The organism is Prevotella falsenii DSM 22864 = JCM 15124, from assembly GCF_000613945.1.
Classification (GTDB): Bacteria; Bacteroidota; Bacteroidia; order Bacteroidales; family Bacteroidaceae; genus Prevotella; species Prevotella falsenii.
Genome location: NZ_BAJY01000012.1, coordinates 61,875 through 80,352, shown reverse-complemented (window position 1 = coordinate 80,352; position 18,478 = coordinate 61,875). Strand labels below are relative to the sequence as shown.

The 18,478-nt window shown below is 40.7% G+C and carries 12 protein-coding genes, 1 tRNA gene and 1 pseudogene; 10 read left to right on the top strand and 4 right to left on the bottom strand.

Features of this window, described 5'->3' with window-relative positions:
- Nucleotides 1–573, bottom strand: a pseudogene (locus JCM15124_RS06300) (restriction endonuclease subunit R); the annotation flags it as partial.
- Between the two features lie 918 nt (nucleotides 574–1,491).
- Between JCM15124_RS06300 and JCM15124_RS06295 the strand changes: the two are divergent.
- The 8 genes from JCM15124_RS06295 to JCM15124_RS06255 all read left to right on the top strand — a co-directional run bounded on the left by JCM15124_RS06295 (nucleotide 1,492) and on the right by JCM15124_RS06255 (nucleotide 11,781).
- A tRNA-Asn gene (locus JCM15124_RS06295) sits at nucleotides 1,492–1,565 on the top strand.
- Between the two features lie 898 nt (nucleotides 1,566–2,463).
- Nucleotides 2,464–3,402 (top strand): hypothetical protein, encoded by a 939-nt coding sequence (locus JCM15124_RS06285; RefSeq protein WP_024998748.1) that lies wholly within the window; start codon nucleotides 2,464–2,466, stop codon nucleotides 3,400–3,402.
- Nucleotides 3,403–3,644: 242 nt separating this feature from the next.
- Nucleotides 3,645–6,008: a C10 family peptidase gene (locus tag JCM15124_RS06280; RefSeq protein ID WP_024998747.1), complete on the top strand. Its 2,364-nt coding sequence runs from the start codon at nucleotides 3,645–3,647 to the stop codon at nucleotides 6,006–6,008.
- Nucleotides 6,009–6,143: 135 nt separating this feature from the next.
- Complete coding sequence (locus JCM15124_RS06275) at nucleotides 6,144–8,012, top strand: Omp28-related outer membrane protein (RefSeq protein WP_232220100.1); 1,869 nt, start codon at nucleotides 6,144–6,146, stop codon at nucleotides 8,010–8,012.
- 104 nt (nucleotides 8,013–8,116) lie between these two features.
- Nucleotides 8,117–8,605, top strand: a complete 489-nt coding sequence (locus tag JCM15124_RS06270) for a TlpA family protein disulfide reductase (protein ID WP_024998745.1) — start codon at nucleotides 8,117–8,119, stop codon at nucleotides 8,603–8,605.
- A gap of 12 nt (nucleotides 8,606–8,617) precedes the next feature.
- Nucleotides 8,618–10,291 carry a DUF6029 family protein gene (locus JCM15124_RS06265; protein WP_024998744.1) on the top strand — a complete coding sequence of 558 codons (1,674 nt, stop codon included), beginning with the start codon at nucleotides 8,618–8,620 and terminating at the stop codon, nucleotides 10,289–10,291.
- A gap of 18 nt (nucleotides 10,292–10,309) precedes the next feature.
- A complete protein-coding gene (locus JCM15124_RS06260; protein WP_024998743.1) occupies nucleotides 10,310–11,077 on the top strand; it encodes an Omp28 family outer membrane lipoprotein in 768 nt (255 codons plus the stop codon).
- A gap of 35 nt (nucleotides 11,078–11,112) precedes the next feature.
- Entirely contained in the window at nucleotides 11,113–11,781 is a 669-nt protein-coding gene (locus JCM15124_RS06255) for a hypothetical protein (protein ID WP_024998742.1), read from the top strand.
- Between the two features lie 380 nt (nucleotides 11,782–12,161).
- Here JCM15124_RS06255 and JCM15124_RS06250 read toward each other — a convergent pair whose 3' ends face one another.
- Nucleotides 12,162–12,686 (bottom strand): NUDIX hydrolase, encoded by a 525-nt coding sequence (locus JCM15124_RS06250; RefSeq protein WP_024998741.1) that lies wholly within the window; start codon nucleotides 12,684–12,686, stop codon nucleotides 12,162–12,164.
- Between the two features lie 211 nt (nucleotides 12,687–12,897).
- Between JCM15124_RS06250 and JCM15124_RS06245 the strand changes: the two genes are divergently transcribed.
- Together JCM15124_RS06245 and JCM15124_RS06240 are read left to right on the top strand one after the other, a co-directional pair.
- Nucleotides 12,898–13,722: an alpha/beta hydrolase gene (locus JCM15124_RS06245; RefSeq protein ID WP_024998740.1), complete on the top strand. Its 825-nt coding sequence runs from the start codon at nucleotides 12,898–12,900 to the stop codon at nucleotides 13,720–13,722.
- Between the two features lie 125 nt (nucleotides 13,723–13,847).
- Nucleotides 13,848–14,432: a hypothetical protein gene (locus JCM15124_RS06240; protein WP_036885203.1), complete on the top strand. Its 585-nt coding sequence runs from the start codon at nucleotides 13,848–13,850 to the stop codon at nucleotides 14,430–14,432.
- 324 nt (nucleotides 14,433–14,756) lie between these two features.
- Here JCM15124_RS06240 and JCM15124_RS06230 read toward each other — a convergent pair whose 3' ends face one another.
- Together JCM15124_RS06230 and JCM15124_RS06225 are read right to left on the bottom strand one after the other, a co-directional pair.
- Nucleotides 14,757–15,467: a porin family protein gene (locus JCM15124_RS06230; RefSeq protein WP_084608914.1), complete on the bottom strand. Its 711-nt coding sequence runs from the start codon at nucleotides 15,465–15,467 to the stop codon at nucleotides 14,757–14,759.
- A gap of 78 nt (nucleotides 15,468–15,545) precedes the next feature.
- Nucleotides 15,546–18,257, bottom strand: coding sequence for a calcium-translocating P-type ATPase, PMCA-type (locus JCM15124_RS06225; RefSeq protein WP_024998736.1), 2,712 nt, complete (start codon nucleotides 18,255–18,257; stop codon nucleotides 15,546–15,548).
- Nucleotides 18,258–18,478 lie beyond the last annotated feature (221 nt).

Below are 18,478 nucleotides of genomic sequence, written 5' to 3'. Positions count from 1 at the left end.
CCCGTTTGTCAGTTCATTTTCTTCTTGAAATTTATTTAGTGCACCACAAATGTCATAGTAGTACATTAAATATTCTTTATAACTTTTTGTGCGAGGGATAGGTGGCAGTTCTATACCCAACGAATCACAGCTTTTTTGAATAATATCAAATCTACCCGGGAGAAGAATAGGCTTGAAATAAGCATCATAAAAGTATAAGAACATTGATAGAGCATCTACCGTAGCTGCTTTTTTTCTGAATTTATCTGCTTTGATAAGATAATTTTCTTCAAACCAAATAACCTTTTCTTCTTGAATTTCAAACTCTTTTAAGTCATAGGATTCTACAAAAGTTTCGAAATTCTTGCGCTCGGAAAGTTCTTCGATTAGGAGATTCCGTTCGGAGAGATTAACTTCGTACGCAAATACATAATCTGTAAATTGCTGAGGTTCAATATAACTGTCCAACTTTTGTAAGGAAGTTGCTATTTCTTCCATTTCTTCGTAAGCATTGTTTGGTTCCGGATTAAACATCGCAATTGCCTTTTGTCCGTCTGACGACTGCTTATAGTAGTTCCATAATGTTTTGTTCATAGTTTTATTTTATATATTTATTCTTTTGGTATTGTTCATCATAGAACGAAAATACAATAATAGGGGTTGTCTAAAAGATGATACGGTACATCTTTGCACAAACTTTGTATCGTAAATCTACTCTCAATAGCACGATATTAGAGTTCAACGGTGATGATGGCTTCTTCTTGTCCGTATATCAATATTGCAAATGTAATTATTTTTACTGATAAAAGGAAATATTAGAAATAGTTTTTTGAATGATAACGTGAATTCGGTATAAAAGAGCAGGTTAGGCAGGTAGTATCGCAGATGCTTTTAAGCAAGTTCGTTGATGAAATAGTGATAGATTTTCAGTTCATTTTTGTAATGATAATTCCGTTAAAAAGTGATAACTGCGCTTTGACATTGCGAAAGCGTAGGTTTTGCAATGTAAAACCTACGCTTTTACCGTGCAAAACCTACGCTTTTAGAATGCAAAACAATAGGTTTTGTAATGCGCTGATGGATAGAGGATTAAGTGATAGTTGCGCTTGTGAAAAATATTTACAGATTTATTGTCTTATTTTCGTTCTTTTCTCGTTCCTCGAAAAGTGCGTTTTCTCGCCATGGCAATGCTTAAATAAATTTGGCATTGCTCATTTGGCTGAACGAAAACGTTCATAAATAAAATGAACTCGGTGTAGGAATTTGCCCCTGAAGAAACCTCACTTCTTCCTGATTATAAGTATATTAAATCATAATGAACTCTTTCTTTAAGTATCTTAATAAATAATACACCTGCATAATTCTTATACCGAGCTCACGTTATGATAATATGATAAAAGTTGTCCTTGCGAATATTTTATCACAATAAGGAAGATATTTTTTGATAAAATATTTGGTGGATTAAAAAAAAACGTTGTACTTTTGCACTCGCTAAGAAGAAATAGCAACACTGCTTCAGTAGCTCAGTTGGTTAGAGCACCTGACTGTTAATCAGGGGGTCGTTGGTTCAAGCCCATCCTGGAGCGCAAAGAGAGGATAGTCGTAAGGCTGTCCTCTCTTTTTGTTTGTATTCTGTTATAGGCTTTAGCGAGCTTAGATGGTGTAGTTGTATTTTTAACAATTCAATGATATTGCCTTTTAATGGGTCGGCATTGTATTTTGTTTGGGCTGTACAATAGGGCAGTAGGATTTTGGTGGAGGGACGTGGGGCTCTCTTTATAGTTTTCGCAAGCGTTCAGTAGAAATTCTTTTGTTTTTGCAAGAATAGTTCATAGGAAAATCGGTAGTTTTGTTTTGGCGTTGCGAAAGCGGCTGTTTTGGACGCTAAAAGAGCCGCTTTGACCGTACAAAAGCTACGCTTTCGGAATGCAAAACAATAGTTTTTGTAATGCTTTGATAATAAGTTTGTTAGGTGATATGTACTGTTGTGAAAAACATTTGCAATGATGTTGAGCTTTTTGCTTATATATAATAAGGTGTATAAGAGGTACGGGCAGCATTTGAAACGTTTGTTCTATTCTGTAGAATTGAACTATATATTCATCTTTTTATTGCGTTTTTACAGTTCCATTTTATATCATCAGGTTGGAAGGTGTATGGCTTTGAATGGTTTATTGCTGTGGCAACTGTTGTCTTTTGTATGGGCGGCTATTTATAGAAAGGTGTTGCATGGTAACTTGCACATAGCATAAGAGAATGGCTTTATTCTGATTTCCTATTTTGAGTTTAAAGGGTATAGCGTGTGTATAAATCGAGTACAATAATAGCAAGTGTAATTGTTAATTGCTGTGTTTGTTGATTGTTTTTTTTATTTTTTCTTGCATAGTTTTATTATTTAGTTTATCTTTGCCAATCGGAAAAGAAGAATATTATATTCTTTGCAAATTTAACTACAAACAATTTAACAACAAACAATTTAAAATTATGAAGAGTTTTTTACGATTGAGAGTTTTGATGGCAGTGCTTATTGCCATTTTTGGAGTGTCTAATAGTTTTGCTCAAGGAGCAGATGAAGAACAACTTGATTTTCTTGGTCAGAAAATGACAAAAGAAAATGGTAACAATCTTGACCCGGAGCATAAGTGGGTTAAGTCAGGAACTGTAAAATTTGATGCGGATACCCGTACCATTACAATGGAAAACGCAGAAATCGTTGTTACTAAAGAAAATTGTCCTCAGTATCAATCAGAAAGTGGAAATTGGTATCCAATTATCGGTACATTCCGTTTTTATTGCCCGGTTGATAATATTACTGTAAAGTTAATAGGTAAAAATTCTATTACGACAACTCAGACCGGTTTTGTGATGCTGACATATCAAAATGCAGAGTCTGCGAATATTGATATAACGGGTGGAGGTAGCCTTACTATTAACGCCGGATTAAATGGTATCGATGCCAGACATATAGGTACACTTAACATAAAAGACGTAGATATGAACATTAAAGCAGACAGATGCGGTATCTGCGGCGGATATGCAAGTCGTTTGGTTGTTGATAATTCAAATGTAACATCTGAAGCCAAATACGGTGCGATTTGCTCTTTCAAGAAGTTTTCAATGAAGGGTGTGAAGTGTGTTTCTCCGGTTCCGGATCCTAATGCAACTCCAGAAGATGAGGAAGACCCTCAAAGCACTAAAACCGTTTCATTTGAAAAGGGCGGTGTAACGAATGCGTATGGCACTCCATGGGGCTTGGTTGTTTTGGAGCGCGAAACGACAGGTATTGCTGCTAAGCCGGCTGTTAAGAACAATGCAACAGTAGTTGCTGTTTACGATGTATCCGGTCGATTGCTCAATGATTTGCAGAAAGGCATCAATATCGTTCGTTACAGCGACGGTAGCGTGAAGAAGATTGTCAAGTAAGTAATGTTGAGAAATGAATTCGTATCGAAAGAACAGTTGTTTATGAATGTTTGAGTATGATGTCGAATTTGTTCGGACTACTTTAGGAAACTCATACCTGCAATAGGTCATGAGTTTCCTTTAGACAAAGAAGAAGTTAAGGTAACTTTAAATAAGTTTGCCGTTGTAACTTGTAGAGTTGGGAGATTTTATAATACAGATATATAGAATTAGAATTACTTTAGAACTAAACATATAATCTTATGAAGAAAATATTGCTTTTACTTGTACTCTTTTCAATGGGAAGTATAGTACGAGGCAATCCTGTGAGTTTGGAGAAAGCACGCCAAATAGCTTTAAAGTATATTAAAGGAAACGGTGCTCGTTCTCCCCGTATGCACGCACAAATTTCAGATGCAGTAAAGAGCGTGCAACTCTCTACCGATGCTTATTATGTTTTTAACGTAGGGAGAAATGATGGATTTATTATTGTAGCCGCTGACGATAAAGCACCGGCCGTTCTTGGACATTCTTACAACGGAACGTTCGATGAGAAGAATATTCCCGACGGAATGAAATGGTGGTTGGAATGTTGTCAGCGTTATGTGAAATATGTTGCCACCCATAAGCAACCGACAATGTTGGCAAAGCCGGCAAAGCTTCAGGATTTGTCCGGATTGATGACAACGAAATGGAACCAGACAAGTCCTTACAACCTAAGATGTCCGAAATTTGATGAAGGCTATGCTGCAACAGGCTGTGTTGCCACTGCTGCTGCGCAAATTTTGAAATATCATGAATGGCCACAGAACGAAACCCCATCGACACCGGGCTATAATTCAAAGATGCAGGATTATGAACAAACCCTTCAAGACCTCCAACCGAAGAAATTCAATTGGGGAGCTATGAAGGATAGCTACAAACTTCAGGAAGATGCAGATGAGGTTGCTTGGCTTATGCGCTATGTTGGTCAGGCAATGAAGATGCAATACTCTCCTAAGGAGTCGGGCTCTAATGTTTTGGTAACATCGTTCAAGGAGTATTTTAATTATGCTGCCACTGCGCAAGAAATAGAACGCTCGCCATATACGGAAGCTGAATGGCAACAGAAAATCTATGACGAGATTAAGGAAAAACGTCCTGTGTTGTACACCGGTGGTAAGTTTGATGTTAATTCCGGGATCATTGGTTACCACGCCTTTGTTTGCCACGGTTATAAAGATGGAAAGTTTCTTATAAATTGGGGTTGGGGCGGTTTGTCAGACGGTGAATACGATTTGTCTGTGCTCAACCCGACTTTGCAGGGAACAGGTTCGTTCTCCGGTGGCAGCGGTTATACCATTAAACAAGCTGTTATTGTCGGTTTGCAACCAAACAAGACCGGTCAGCAGCCTGAAGATGCTATCCATACTATCTTTGTGAATGATATAAAAGATGTGCAAGACAAGTATCAACGTACAGACAAGTCAGCAGACTTTGTCATCGACAGAATTGGTTTGAAGGTCTTGGCAAACAATTACACGAAGCAGAAGATAACATTTGGCTGGCAACTTCGAGATGCCGATAACAAACCGGTAGAGGGTATTGCAATTCTTGGTCAGGTAGATATTCTTGATATGGAACCTAACAACCACACATACGAATGTGTGAGCAATTCGTTGGCTTTTGGTAAGAACCTACCGATGGGAACCTATTATCTTGTTCCAATGTTTGCCGTTGAAGCAACCGGAGGAAACGTTTGGAGTCCTTGTATAAATTCAAGAATGTATATCAAACTTGATGTTAAAGATAAAGAAATGCTTGCTACTGCTTTCAGCAATAGAAGCGATGTGGAATGTACAATGCTGACACATGAGGGACAAGCCGAAGAAAATATTGAAACAAAGATAGCAGCAACACTCATTAATAAAGGTATATCAAATGCCGTAACCGTATATCTTTACGACGCAACGACCGGAAAGAATGCGAATGCCGTTGGTTTTATGATAGACGCAAAGGCAGAGCAGAAAGTAACAATTCCGTATACACCCAAGACACCGGGAAAGCATCGCGTTGAACTTTATGCAGATAATGCAAGAAAAGTGAAGATAGGAGAAGTTGAAATCGATGTAAAGGAAGGCTTAGATGCTGAATTAACGCAAAGTGGCTATAAAATTAAGAATGCCCAAGGCAACGTTGTAATGGATAAATTTGAATGTGAAGTTACGGTCGAAAACTGGGGCGATAATCTTTATAAGAATAAAATCATAGCCATTCTTTCTGACCGCAACTCGGCGAATGTGGAAACATTGGCTCAAGATGTTGAGATTGCTAAAGACGGCGAACAGAAACTTACGTTTGCCTTTAGCAAGATGCAAGATGGGGGAGAATACTGTGTGAAGATTTATTATATGAAGAAGAATTTGCAGACAAGACTTTCTTTCACTGTTCCGCCATATTATACATTCCGTTTGAGCAATGGTATCGAGAATGTAGAGAGCGGTAAAGTTGAAAACGGTATTGTAACTATCTATCGCATTGATGGTAGCGTGGCAGCACGTGTGCAGCTGAATGCCGTGCAGCAGATGCTGAAAGAAATGCCTCATGGTGTTTATATCATAAATGGTAAAAAATATCTGAGCAATTAAAAATATAAGAATGTCTAAATTTAATATACATAAACCATAACTAATTGAAGGCAGTGTAGGCTTTCGAGCGTAATCTTAAAAGCCTATTACTGCATAAAATTAAAAAAGAAACTATAAACTATGAAACATTTATTTATGTCATTAATAATAGCTTCTGCCTCAATGTCGGCAGTGGCACAAGACATACAGATGATGAATACACCGGTCCTTTCAGGAGTGGTGGCAAAGGCTAAACCACAAATTGAAGCAAACCAACGTTTAATAAGCGATTACCTTGAAACAGGCGGATACGGAACAGCTCCATTTAACAATGGAGAAACAATGATAGGTTCTTTCTACTCTCAAGAGATGTTGAAACCTTTCGTTGGTTGCAAGGTTAAATCGGTTAGAGTGCTTTCTGCAGACGCAAATCGTATTAAAGATGTTTTTGTTAAGGAAGGAAGCACTATATACGATGCAACAGAGGCTAAAGCAGAGGGAACACTTGGTAGTTCCATTGGCGATAATTGGTACGAAGTTAAGCTAAATAAGGAAATTGAGATAACAGCAGAAACCAAAGGATTTGCAATCGGATATAACTTGGTAGCCGGTAATCAAGGTAAAATAACCATCGGAAAGAATGGTGTAAACTCTTATAAAGGTAATCTTTATACGTATTTTGGTGAAACGAACGAATGGGTAAACCGTTCTACAACTCAGCCATTGACATTGCCATTGCAGTTGGTAGTAGAGTCTGCTACCGGAACAACTATGAGCGAAATGGTGGTCAGCCATATAGAAGTGCCAAATTATACTGAAGTCGGAAAAGCCATTAATGTAGATTATTGGTTAAGCAATGCAAGCTCAACACCGATAAACAGCTTTGAACTTGATGTTCAGATAGACAATAAGAGTCTAAAGACCATAACAATGAACCAAGGTGTTGCAGTAGGCGAAACTAACAAGAAGTTTACTATTAGTGAACTTCAGCCGAGTATTTCTACAGCAGGTAAGCACAATCTTGCCTTGGTATTGAAGAAGGTAAACGGAAAGGAACTTAAAGATGTGAAAGGCGTTGAGAACAATCACAAGGTGCTTTATTATAAAGAGGTGGTTGCACGCCAGAAGACTTTGGTGGAAGAATACACTTCCGAACGTTGCAGAAACTGCTATAGAGGTATTCAGAATATTAAAGAACTCAAGAAACGACAGCCTGATATGGTAATGGTTGCAGTACACCTTAACGAAACTGCATATCCTGATGATGTGGCTGCACCGGAGAGTCAGTTTATCAAACGAATGGCAAATGTTACCGGATTGCCTTCTTTTGCTTGTAATAGAACTGCTTTCATTTATAATAAACAGGAAACTATAGCAAACCCCAATATTGCCGGTGAGCCTTCTCCTGAACTTACAACGGTGATTGATAATTTCTACAATTTTTCAAAGAAGAATACTTGTGTGTTCTCAACACTTGGCATCGTGAACAAATACGATAAGGACAGCAGGAAGATTAAAATCACAGTAACAGGCACAGGTGTGAACAAGGCGAAGGAGTTGCTCGAAGACTATGCACTCTTTGTTCTCGTTACGGAGAATAATGTAGATGGGCATCAAGGCGATGAAAATGGAAATCTCGTGAAAGCCAAACACCAAGATGTACTTCGTGCATACGTTTCCGATGTAAAGGGCGATACCGATCTTGTGTGGGAAGGTGATAACTTTACAAAGACTTATGACTTTGCCGTTAAGAATGATTGGAAGCCTGTTGATTTGGAAGTAGTAGCATTTATTGCTCCTAAAGTAAAGGAAATCGGTGCAAATCTTGAGAGCTTGGCTGTGCAGAACTGCATAAGCGAGCCTCTTGCCAACGACCCTAATGCTATTGAAAATGTAGCGACAGACATACCTGCAACGGAAATAGGACGCTACAATGTCAAAGGTCAGCGCATATCAGCACCACAGAAGGGAATCAATATAGTGAAGTTCTCTAATGGCAAGGTGTTGAAAGAAATAGTCAAGTAACGATTAAAAAGAGATATGCTGTTCCACAGAAATGATGGGACGCATATCTTTTTACTCCAACGAATGCAAGACATTTTATTTATTAACAATTAATACATCATGTTATGAAAAAAACTTTTTTATCACTTTTAGTACTACTTACCTGTGCTATCAGCACAGTTAGTGCGCAATTACCATCGGTAACGCTTAAAGACATTAATGGCAAAACTGTACGTACAGATACTTTGTCAAATAATGGAAAGCCATTCATTATTGATTTTTTTGCAACTTGGTGTAAGCCTTGCAACCGTGAGCTAAAGGCTATTAGCGAAGTATATAATGAATGGCGCGAAGAAACCGGCGTGAAAATCTTTGCTGTTTCCATTGACCAAGCACAGAATGTAAACAAGGTAAAACCACTTGTAGACGAGAATGGCTGGGAATATGAAGTATTGCTCGACCCGAATAGTGAGTTTAAGCGTGCTTTAGGTATACAGATGATTCCTTATGTTCTTATTTGCGATGGCAAGGGAAATATTGTGTACAAGCACAACGGCTATACGGAAGGAGCCGAAAACGAGTTGATAGAGAAAGTTCGTGAACTTGTAAAATAATAGCAAATAGTCATGAAAAAAAGTATTTGGTTGCTATGTCTACTTGCTCTTGGTGCAGCAAAAGCTACTGCACAAGAGCAGGGCGAGACTGATAATGGGAAGGTCTCTGTTACCGGAAGTATTCAGAGCGATATTCTTGTCCCAAAGGAAGACCTTAAGATAGGGTCGCCCAAGTATAACGACAAGGTATTAACCAACTCTTTTCTCGACCTTAATCTCATCAGCAAAAATGTAGATGCAGGTGCTCGATTTGAATTCTTGAGATTTCCATTGCCGGGTTTTGAAAAGGATTATAAAGGGTATGGCGTACCTTACTTCTATTTGAAAGGAAAGTTTGAAAAGCTTGAAATCACATTAGGAAACTATTACGAGCAGTTTGGTTCAGGTTTTATTCTGCGAACTTACGAAGAACGTAGCTTGGGAATAGATAACTCCTTATTAGGAGCACGAGTTGTTTACAAGCCTTATAAAGGTATTGTGCTGAAAGCCATAACCGGCGAACAGCGCAGATATTGGGCGCACAACGACTCATGGATAAATGGTGCTGACCTCGAATTAAACCTTGGTGAGTGGTTTAGTGGATTGCAAAAGAGCGATACCCGCATTATGTTAGGTGGCTCGTTTGTGAATAAATACGAGAACAACAAGGAAGACAATATTATGGTAGACCGTACACACAAGTTAAATCTACCACAGAATGTAAACGCATGGGACGCTCGTATTCAATTGCAAAAAGGCGGTTTCAATGTACTTGCCGAGTATGCAGAGAAAACACAAGACCCTTCGTTCACAAACGGCTACATCTATCGTAAGGGAAATGTGGCTATGCTTTCTGCCTCTTATTCACAGCGTGGAATGAGTGTTCTTTTACAAGCAAAGCGTTCTAACGATATGGCTTTCAAGAGCGACAGAAACAGCATCGGTGTATCTTCGTACATCAACCACTTGCCGGCATTTACCCAAGACCAGACCTATGCCCTTGCTGCATTCTATCCTTATGCAACCCGTCCTGACGGCGAGTGGGCATATCAAGCACAGTTAGGCTACAAGTTTAAGCGCAAAACTTTCCTTGGCGGACCTTATGGAATGAATGTGAAAGTGAATTTCTCACACGTTCATGCCATTGACAAGCACACTAACCTTGCAGGTTCTATCGACAACACTACTGTAAAAGGTTCAAAAGGCTACGGCTCTGCCTTCTTTAAGTGGGGCGACCAAACCTATTATCAAGATTTGAATATACAGCTTGAGCGTAAAATCTCTAAAACATTCAAGTTGAACTTGATGTATATGAACCAGTTCTACAACAAGACGGTGGTAGAAGGCGAAGGCGGTATGATACACTCTGACATCTTTATTGCAGACGGTAAGTACACTTTCTCTCCAAAGGTGAACCTTCGCGGAGAGGTGCAATACCTTTCTACAAAAGAGGACCAAGGCAACTGGTGGTTCGGTTTGCTTGAATTGGCAATTGTTCCTCATTGGATGTTTACAGTAAGCGATATGTACAATTCCGGTGAAAGTAAGTTACATTACTATCAAGGATTTGTAACTTTCAATGCCGGTGCCCACAGATTGCAGGTAGGTTATGGTCGTACACGTGCAGGCTTCAACTGCTCCGGTGGTGTATGTCGCTATATTCCGGCAAGTAGAGGTGTTACAGTTTCATACAATTATAATTTCTAAACAAGACATAAACATAAAATGAAAAGAATAATTCCATTACTAATAGCGTATGTGGCAATATTTTTCTCTTCATGTGCAAATGTAGATGAAGGCGATAGATATATTGAAGTAGAATCTTCTGAAGCCAAACGTGCCGTACTTGTTGAAGAATTTACGGGGCAGAGATGTATAAACTGTCCGGAGGCGCACGAGCAATTGGCACAGATACAAAAGGAATATGGAGAAGACAAGGTAATTGCTGTTTGCATACATGCTTCTGCATTGGCAGTGTCTCCATTAAAAACAAAAGTTGGTGAAGAGTATTATAAGCACTGGAATGGCGACGGTGTTCCGAGTGCCATTATAAATCGTTCCGGTCGTATGCAACAAGTAAGCGCATGGGCAGGTATTATTAACAGTGAGCTTCAGAAACCCACTTCTGTTTCGCTTTCTATGACGAATAAGTACGATGCTGCTAATCGTCAATTATCAATCGATGTAAATGCGTTGAGCCGAGAGAAGTTCGATGGCAAGTTGCAAGTATGGATAATAGAAGATGGTATTGTTGCCAAGCAACTTCTTAAAGGCAACCATGTTGATGCCAATTATGTTCACAACCACGTATTCCGTGCTGCTGTAAATGGAACTTGGGGAACGGATATTGCTTTACAAGAGAATGTTGAAGCAAAGAGCAACTTCTCTATTCAGTTAGACGCAACATGGAACGAGAAGAACGTTTCCATTGTAACTTTCGTTTACAATGACTCCGGTGTGCAACAGGTGATTAAACAACATGTAAATAGCTAATAAATATTTTTTAATTAATAAGAAAGGGAAAGATAATGAAAAGAATACTATTTTTAGCAGCTGTATTGCTTTCAATGGGTATGGGTGCAATGGCTCAAAGTGCAAAATCTGCACTCCAGTTTGTTGATGACAAAGGGAATGTAATAGCTGATGGTGCTGTTTTTGAAGTTACTGAAGTTACAATTGATAATGACTTTGGTACAACTTATATGAAACCTCATTTGTTTGTGAAGAATGTAGCCCCTCTGAATAAATCGGTCGCAGTGAAGCTTGATTTAACTTCTATGCCTTATGGAAACTTTCAATGTTGTGTGGGGCAGTGTAGAACATTTGAAGAGCCTTCTGTGGTAATGTCAGATATAGAGACTGTAAATTCCGGTAAGTCTTTAGACATTGAAGCAGAATGGTTTCTTACAGGAGAAGCCAATTCCCCAACGACTTGGATTGCAACGCTGACAGCAGGTTATGCCGAAATGGAAAACAACCCACAGGGTGTGTCTGAAACTAAGATGACAGAAGAAGGTCCTTCAGTTAAAGTTAAGTTCGTTTATACTCCAACAGGCGTTGCCTCTGTTAAGGACAGCAATGCAACTGTAACCGAAGTTGAGCGTTACAATGTTCAAGGACAGAAAATTTCAAAGCCTTGCAAAGGCATTAACATCATCAAGCTCTCTAACGGAAAGACCGTTAAGAAGTTGATGTAGTAATGTGCAATGATGGGCAGAACCGCCTGTTCTTAAGAAGCAAAAGTCTTGTAATTTACTAAGTTCGTATAAATACAAGGTCATATAAAAGCCATATCTTTTTCCTGTTAAAGGTTTAAGATATGGCTTTTTTGTTTTAACGTGAGTTTGAGACTTATAAGTGTACGCCAATAACAGGGAACGGTTAATGAATATTAACTATCTGCGAGTGGTGTAGATACAGATAACGACAAGTCCTACTTTCGTGGGGTACGAAAGTAGGACTTGTGCCCCACGGGTTATACTTTAGTTGTTATTAACATTTAGCTTCCTTTTGGTGTATAAAACATTCTGCACTATGGTCAATTCGTCGAACTTGCGTTGTTTTATCATCGCATCAGCTATTTCCTGTATTTTTCAAGAAAGGTGGATAGTGCATGTCGAATGGAGCGCAGTCCAAATTCTTCCGTGTGTACATCTTCGAGGTCGAGCCACAATGCTTCCTCCGCATCGTCGTTCGCCTGTAACTCTGTCTCATTGCTGATTTTGCAGATAAAGAACGAATCGAGTGTGGGCACAACAAAGCCACTGTATTCGTATCGGTTGGGAAGGGTGGTGAAAAATTCAAATTCCGTAACCGTCAGTCCGGTTTCTTCTTTCACTTCGCGCAGCAAAGCTTCGTCTATGGTTTCGCCAATATCGGCAAAGCCTCCCGGCAAGTCGAGCGTACCCCTTGCGGGTGCCTTGCGGCGGCGCAGCGTCAGCAATTGTCCTTTGCTGTTAAACACGAAGGCTGCAACGGCAGCACTTGGGTTTAAGTAGTATTCAAAGCCACAGCGTTTACAGCGTTTGCTTTTCTCGTCTTGTTCTTCAAAGCTGCTGCTGCCACACACGGGGCAGTGTTTGAATTTCTCTAATACGTGCATAGCTTTACCTCTGTTTAGTAAGTTGTTAATATAAAGTCTATATTCTTTAAAAATAGTTTAAGCGCAGATTGAATAGTCTGCTATGTTTGCAAATATACTAAAAACTCTAAACATTCAGAATTATTTCGGTGTTTTTTAGTACTTTTGCCTATAATACTTGATTTCCGCCCGTCTTTTACAGTGTGGCGGATAATTTTCAGAAATAAAAACAATGAATTTTAAAAAGCTCTTTTTAGTAGCCGGCTTAGCAGCCACAACAATGTTTGCTGCGGCACAAAGCAGATTTGAAGTGAAGCTATATAGCAGTCGCCAGCCTTATAGCAATGGCGACAATACGGACACAGCCAAGGTGCGTGTCTATTTGCCTATCGACCGCGAAGCCACGGGCAGGGCGGTTATCATCTGTCCCGGCGGCGGCTACGGTTCGCTTTCTATGGATACGGAAGGCTACGATTGGGGCGAGTTCTTCCAAAATCAAGGCATTGCTGCCATTGTTCTGAAGTATCGTTTGCCCCACGGCAAGCCCGAAGTGCCCATTGCCGATGCCGAGCAGGCTATAAAACTGACGCGTATGAATGCTGCTTCGTGGAAGATAAACCGCGACAATGTGGGCATTATGGGCTTTTCGGCAGGCGGACACTTGGCTGCTACGGTGGCAACAATATCGAAAGGCGAGGCAAAGCCCAACTTCCAAATTTTGTTCTATCCCGTTATTTCTATGATGGAAGGATATGGGCACGAGGGAAGTTACCACAATTTCTTGGGCAAACGTCCCGGAAAGAGCGAACAAAAGAGGTATAGTGCCGATATGAATGTTACCCGCATTACACCGCGCGCCTTTATTGCACTTAGCGACGACGACGACACCGTGCCACCTGCAAACGGCGTAAACTATTACACCGAACTTTATCGCAACGATATTCGTGCATCGCTCCACGTGTATCCCGGTGGTGGACACGGCTGGGGCAGCAAGATAGGTTTCCGTTATCACGAGGAAATGATGATGGACTTGAAAGCGTGGCTTAGAAGTTTCTAATGGGTATTGAGGCGGAAAAATGCACTTTTTGAGGAATTTAAAAAGTGCATTTTTAGCGAAATGTAATAAAAAAGCTGTACATTTGCACCCGAAAAAACTATAAACAAAATATTCATCTAATAATAATGAAAAGAAAAGCGATTGCAATAGCACTGCTGTTGCTCGGCGTTTTGACCGTGAGTGCGCAAGAAGAGAGAGTGCGAAACAAGAGTGTTTATCTTGAAGTATTTGGCCCTTCAAACTATGTAGGCGTAAATTACGACGTCCGTTTCAGCAAAAACTCCAAATGGGGGTATCGAGTTGGTTTCGGCTTCGGTTATTCCAGTTCTTCAGACCCATTAGGTAACGCTTCTACCCGAGCTTATTCTGTGCCGTTGGGACTCAACTATTTTGTAGGAAACAATAAGCACAATTTGGAACTTGGCTTAGGTGTGAATGTGGGGCACTATAATGAACACGACTATATACTCGAAGGAATATATGGAAAAGATGCCGCCGGAAATCCTGAGCTTTTAGGTGTAAAGAGCGTTCCTACGAAGGATAACAAGTTCGGTATGTTTGCTTTTGGAACCGTCGGCTATCGCTATACAGCAAAAAAAGGCTTTCAGTTCCGTATAGGTGTTACTCCGGCCCGGATTATTGCTGCTGATAATATTTACGACCGTAAGTTGGTGATTATGCCTTACATTAGTTTCGGTAAAGCTTTTTAATTGCTCTTTGCAACCCATTTTTTAGCGGAAATAAGGCGATAGAACCGTAAATATTTTTCATAAGAATATCAGCCGTGTAACCTTTTCACTGTCAAGGCTTTATAAAACCTATTGTTTTGCATTGCAAAAGCGTAGGTTTTACACGGTAAAAGCGGCTGTTTTGCATCGCAAAACAGCCGCTTTTGCAATGCCAAAACGTAATTGCTGTTTTTCTTCAGAATTATCTTTACAAAACGAAAGGGATTTTTAAGCATTTCCCTTGAATGGTAATGGGAAACCGGTTTTGCACAAAACCACTGATAAAGCTTTTACAATTGCTTTTTCTTACAATGTTATACCATAGCCTATTGTCAAGACTAAATTGCGATTGCAAATGTTTTTATCTATATAGTTATAAACCTTCGTTAATCCGATATTGTATCTAAGATTTAAAGAGAACTTATTATATTCGTAAGAAAATCCAATAGGAATGGAAATGTTGGTGCGCTTGTACACGTCTGTGTTGGTGCCGCTTGCTTTCCCGGAGCGTTCGTTGTCAGGCACCCAAGTATTTCCATTCTTGTTATAAACTTCTATCGTGTTTTTGCTTTCCCCTTTTAATAAATAGCCTATTTGAACACCGAAGTTAAAGGAAACAGAAGCGTTTTGCCATCTCACCATATCGATAGTTGCCACGATTGGTAACTGTAAGTAATGGAGTTGAGAAGAAAAGTCTTTTATTTCCCATTTTGTTTTTTCAGTTTCAATAGTATGGTCGGCGAACTTGCTGCCCTCTACTGAATACAGCAAGCCAATGCTTGCTCCCGTTCTTTCGGTGATTTGCTTGTGCAATTCCGCCCCAAGCGTATATCCCGATTTGAATTTACTTTCCGTCAGTTTCGATGTTTCATTTTCCGATTGAACCGGTATCTGCTTGCTGTATTTGCTGATGTTATACCCTAACCGTGGATACAGTGTAATGTCTCCTTTACTGCGTTGAGCCGTTATCGACATACAGGAAACACTAAAAAGCAGTAATAATACCCATTTCCTCATAGCATATTTTGTTTTTAGGAATTAATTCTTTTTCCTATTTGAACGTTCTGCTTTCTTTTTTATTATTTTCATTGACAGCTATTCTTGGTTTTTCTTCTTGCAAGTAAACCATCTGAACACTTCGCCAAAGAGCAGAACGCCCGATGAAGCTGCGATAATAATCGCCCAGTCGGTAAGACTTAATGGCGTTACGCTGAACATCTGACCGCCCAACTCGACAATGAGAATTTGTCCGATGAGTATCATCAGGACGATAAAACCAAAGCCCCGACACCCCTTAAAGTGGAAAGCACTTCGGTTTGTAGCAAAAGCACGGGCATTAAACATATTCCAGAATTGCAGCATTACGAACATCGTGAAGAACAGACTTAGCTCGTAGGGGGTGAGTTCCTTGTGGTTGCTGAAGTTGAATTGCTGCAAGTCGGTCAGTTGCCTTATATCCGAATGTTCCAATACATACAGGAAAATCAAGAGCGTGAGGAAGAAAATGCTGCCAAGCGTGCCGATGCGTGTCCACATATCGCGCGTTATGATGAATGCGTGGCGGTTGCGCGGTTGGTCGGTCATCACCTTTTTCGAAGGTGGCAACGAAGCCAACGCCATTGCTGCAAAGGTATCCATGATGAGATTTACCCACAACATCTGTGTAACCGTGAGCGGACTCTGCGTCCCCATGAAAGCACCTGCCAAGACAATGAGGCACGCCACCACGTTTACGGTAAGTTGGAAAAGTATGAAACGCTGTATGTTCAGATACAAACTGCGTCCCCACATTACGGCACGGCCGATGGAAAGGAATGAATTATCGACGATTGTAATGTCGGAAGCCTCTTTGGCAACACTTGTTCCGTCGCCCATCGACAGTCCCACGTGGGCAGCTTTCAGTGCCGGTGCATCGTTTGTGCCGTCGCCTGTAACCGCTACAACTTGGTTGAGCGACTGCAAAGTCTCCACCAAACGCTTTTTGTCCATTGGCTTTGCGCGTGCTATAATCTTCAAGTCGAGCACACGTTGCTTCAATTCTTCGTCGGTAAGGGCTGCAAATTCAGGACCTGTAATAATGTTGCGGTCGGTGTCTTCTTCCGTCCATAAGCCCACCTGCCTGCCTATTTCCTTTGCTGTTCCGGGTGTGTCGCCCGTTACAATCTTTACACTGATGCCTGCGTCGATACATTCTTTTACTGCAGCAGGCACTTCTTTTCGCACAGGGTCGGCAATGGCAACGATGCCCAAGAAGCAGAAATCAGCGGCGATGTCGGTTTCGCCATTCATTATTTTGGCGATAACGCCTGTTCCTAAATCCGCTGCAACCGTTTCGGGCAGTTCGAGATAGGCAAAGCCCAAGGTGCGCATGGCTTTGTTTTGCCACGCCTGCAGCTGCGCAAATATCTCGTCCCACGACGTGTTGCCTGCCAAAGAGGTACAGAATTGTCGGATAATGTCGGTTGCACCTTTCACGTAAAGTATGGTTTTGTTGGGCAGCGAAGCCGAGCGCACAAGTGTAGCCATATACTTTCGTTCGGTAGAGAAAGGGAGTTCGTCTACAATTTCAACATCGTTGCGCATTTGCTGATAGTCAGCCCCTTGCTCGCGTAGCCATAAAAGCAAAGCCCCCTCGGTAGGATTGCCCAAGGCAACAGGCTTTTCGGGATTGGAAAGGTCGAGCGAAGCCGTCGAGTTTACGGCAATTCCTTCTTTCAGCAGTGCTTCGTGTGTAGCATCTTCTCGGTTGGCTTGCATTGCATAAACGCGCATTTGATTTTGCGTGAGCGTACCGGTTTTGTCGGTACAAATCACGGTTGTTGCGCCCATTGTCTCGCAAGCGTGCATCTTTCTTACAAGATTGTTTGTTTGGAGCATTCTGCGCATCGAGTACGCCAAGCTCAATGTAACTGCCATTGGCAGTCCTTCGGGCACGGCGACAACGATAAGGGTAACACAAATCATGATGCTGTCTAAGAAATACTGAATGAAATGCACCCAATCGAAGGGGTATTCGTTGAAAAACATCAATAAACGCCCTGCCAATATCAAAGTTCCCAAGCCATAACTTGCCCACGTTATAAGTTTTCCGAGCCTGTTCAGTTGTTCTGTGAGCGGTGTCTTTACGCTGTTGTCTATCTGTGCAGCCGTGAAAACTTTTCCGTTTTCGGTAGCGTCGCCTACACGTGTAACACGGAAAAGACCGTGCCCCTCCATTACTTTCGTGCCACGCAGAACGTGGTTGGTAGGGAAGGTGGCATCGTTGTCAAACTCTTCGGGTTTTGTACTCTTTTTGCAAATGGGCTCGCCCGTCAGTGTAGACTCGTCTACGCTCAGCGATATGGCATTGAGAAGTTCGCCGTCGGCAGGTATGTTTGCACCCGTATTGAGCAGAACAATATCGCCTACAACAACTTCGCGCTTGGTAATGTTCGTCGTGTTGCCGTTTCTTATAACTTCTACAAGCTCGTCATCGTCTACTTGGTTGAGTATGGAGAAAGCTTTATTGGCTTTTTCCTCGAAGAAGAAAGCCAATCCCGTTGCAAGCAAAATAGCTATGAAGATGCCCACAGGTTCGAAAAATACCTGTGTTCCTTCGTTGAGAGCAAAATGCTCGTAAAACGATATGCCGATAGAAAATATACCTGCGACAAGAAGAATTATAATAAGCGGGTCGTTGAACTTTACAATAAATCTTTTCCAAAGCGGAGTTTGGGCAGGGGGAGTAAGAATGTTTTCTCCGAACTTTAATCTACTTTCTTCGACTTCCGGTTCATTAAGTCCTACATAATGTTGTTTGTATTCCATAAAAAACAATGAATAGAGTGCAAAGATAATCAATCTATTGGAAATAGCAACCTGTTTTTTGCAAGAATAAAGCCATATATAAAGAAAAAGTATAAAACATTTGGTAGACTGCGGATTTATTGCTAACTTTGCATCGTTCAGTGGAATGAGGAGCTTTTTAGAGTTCCTCATTTTTCATATTTTAAGGTGGGATTGGTAATGGTTTTAAATTGAAATCAGTT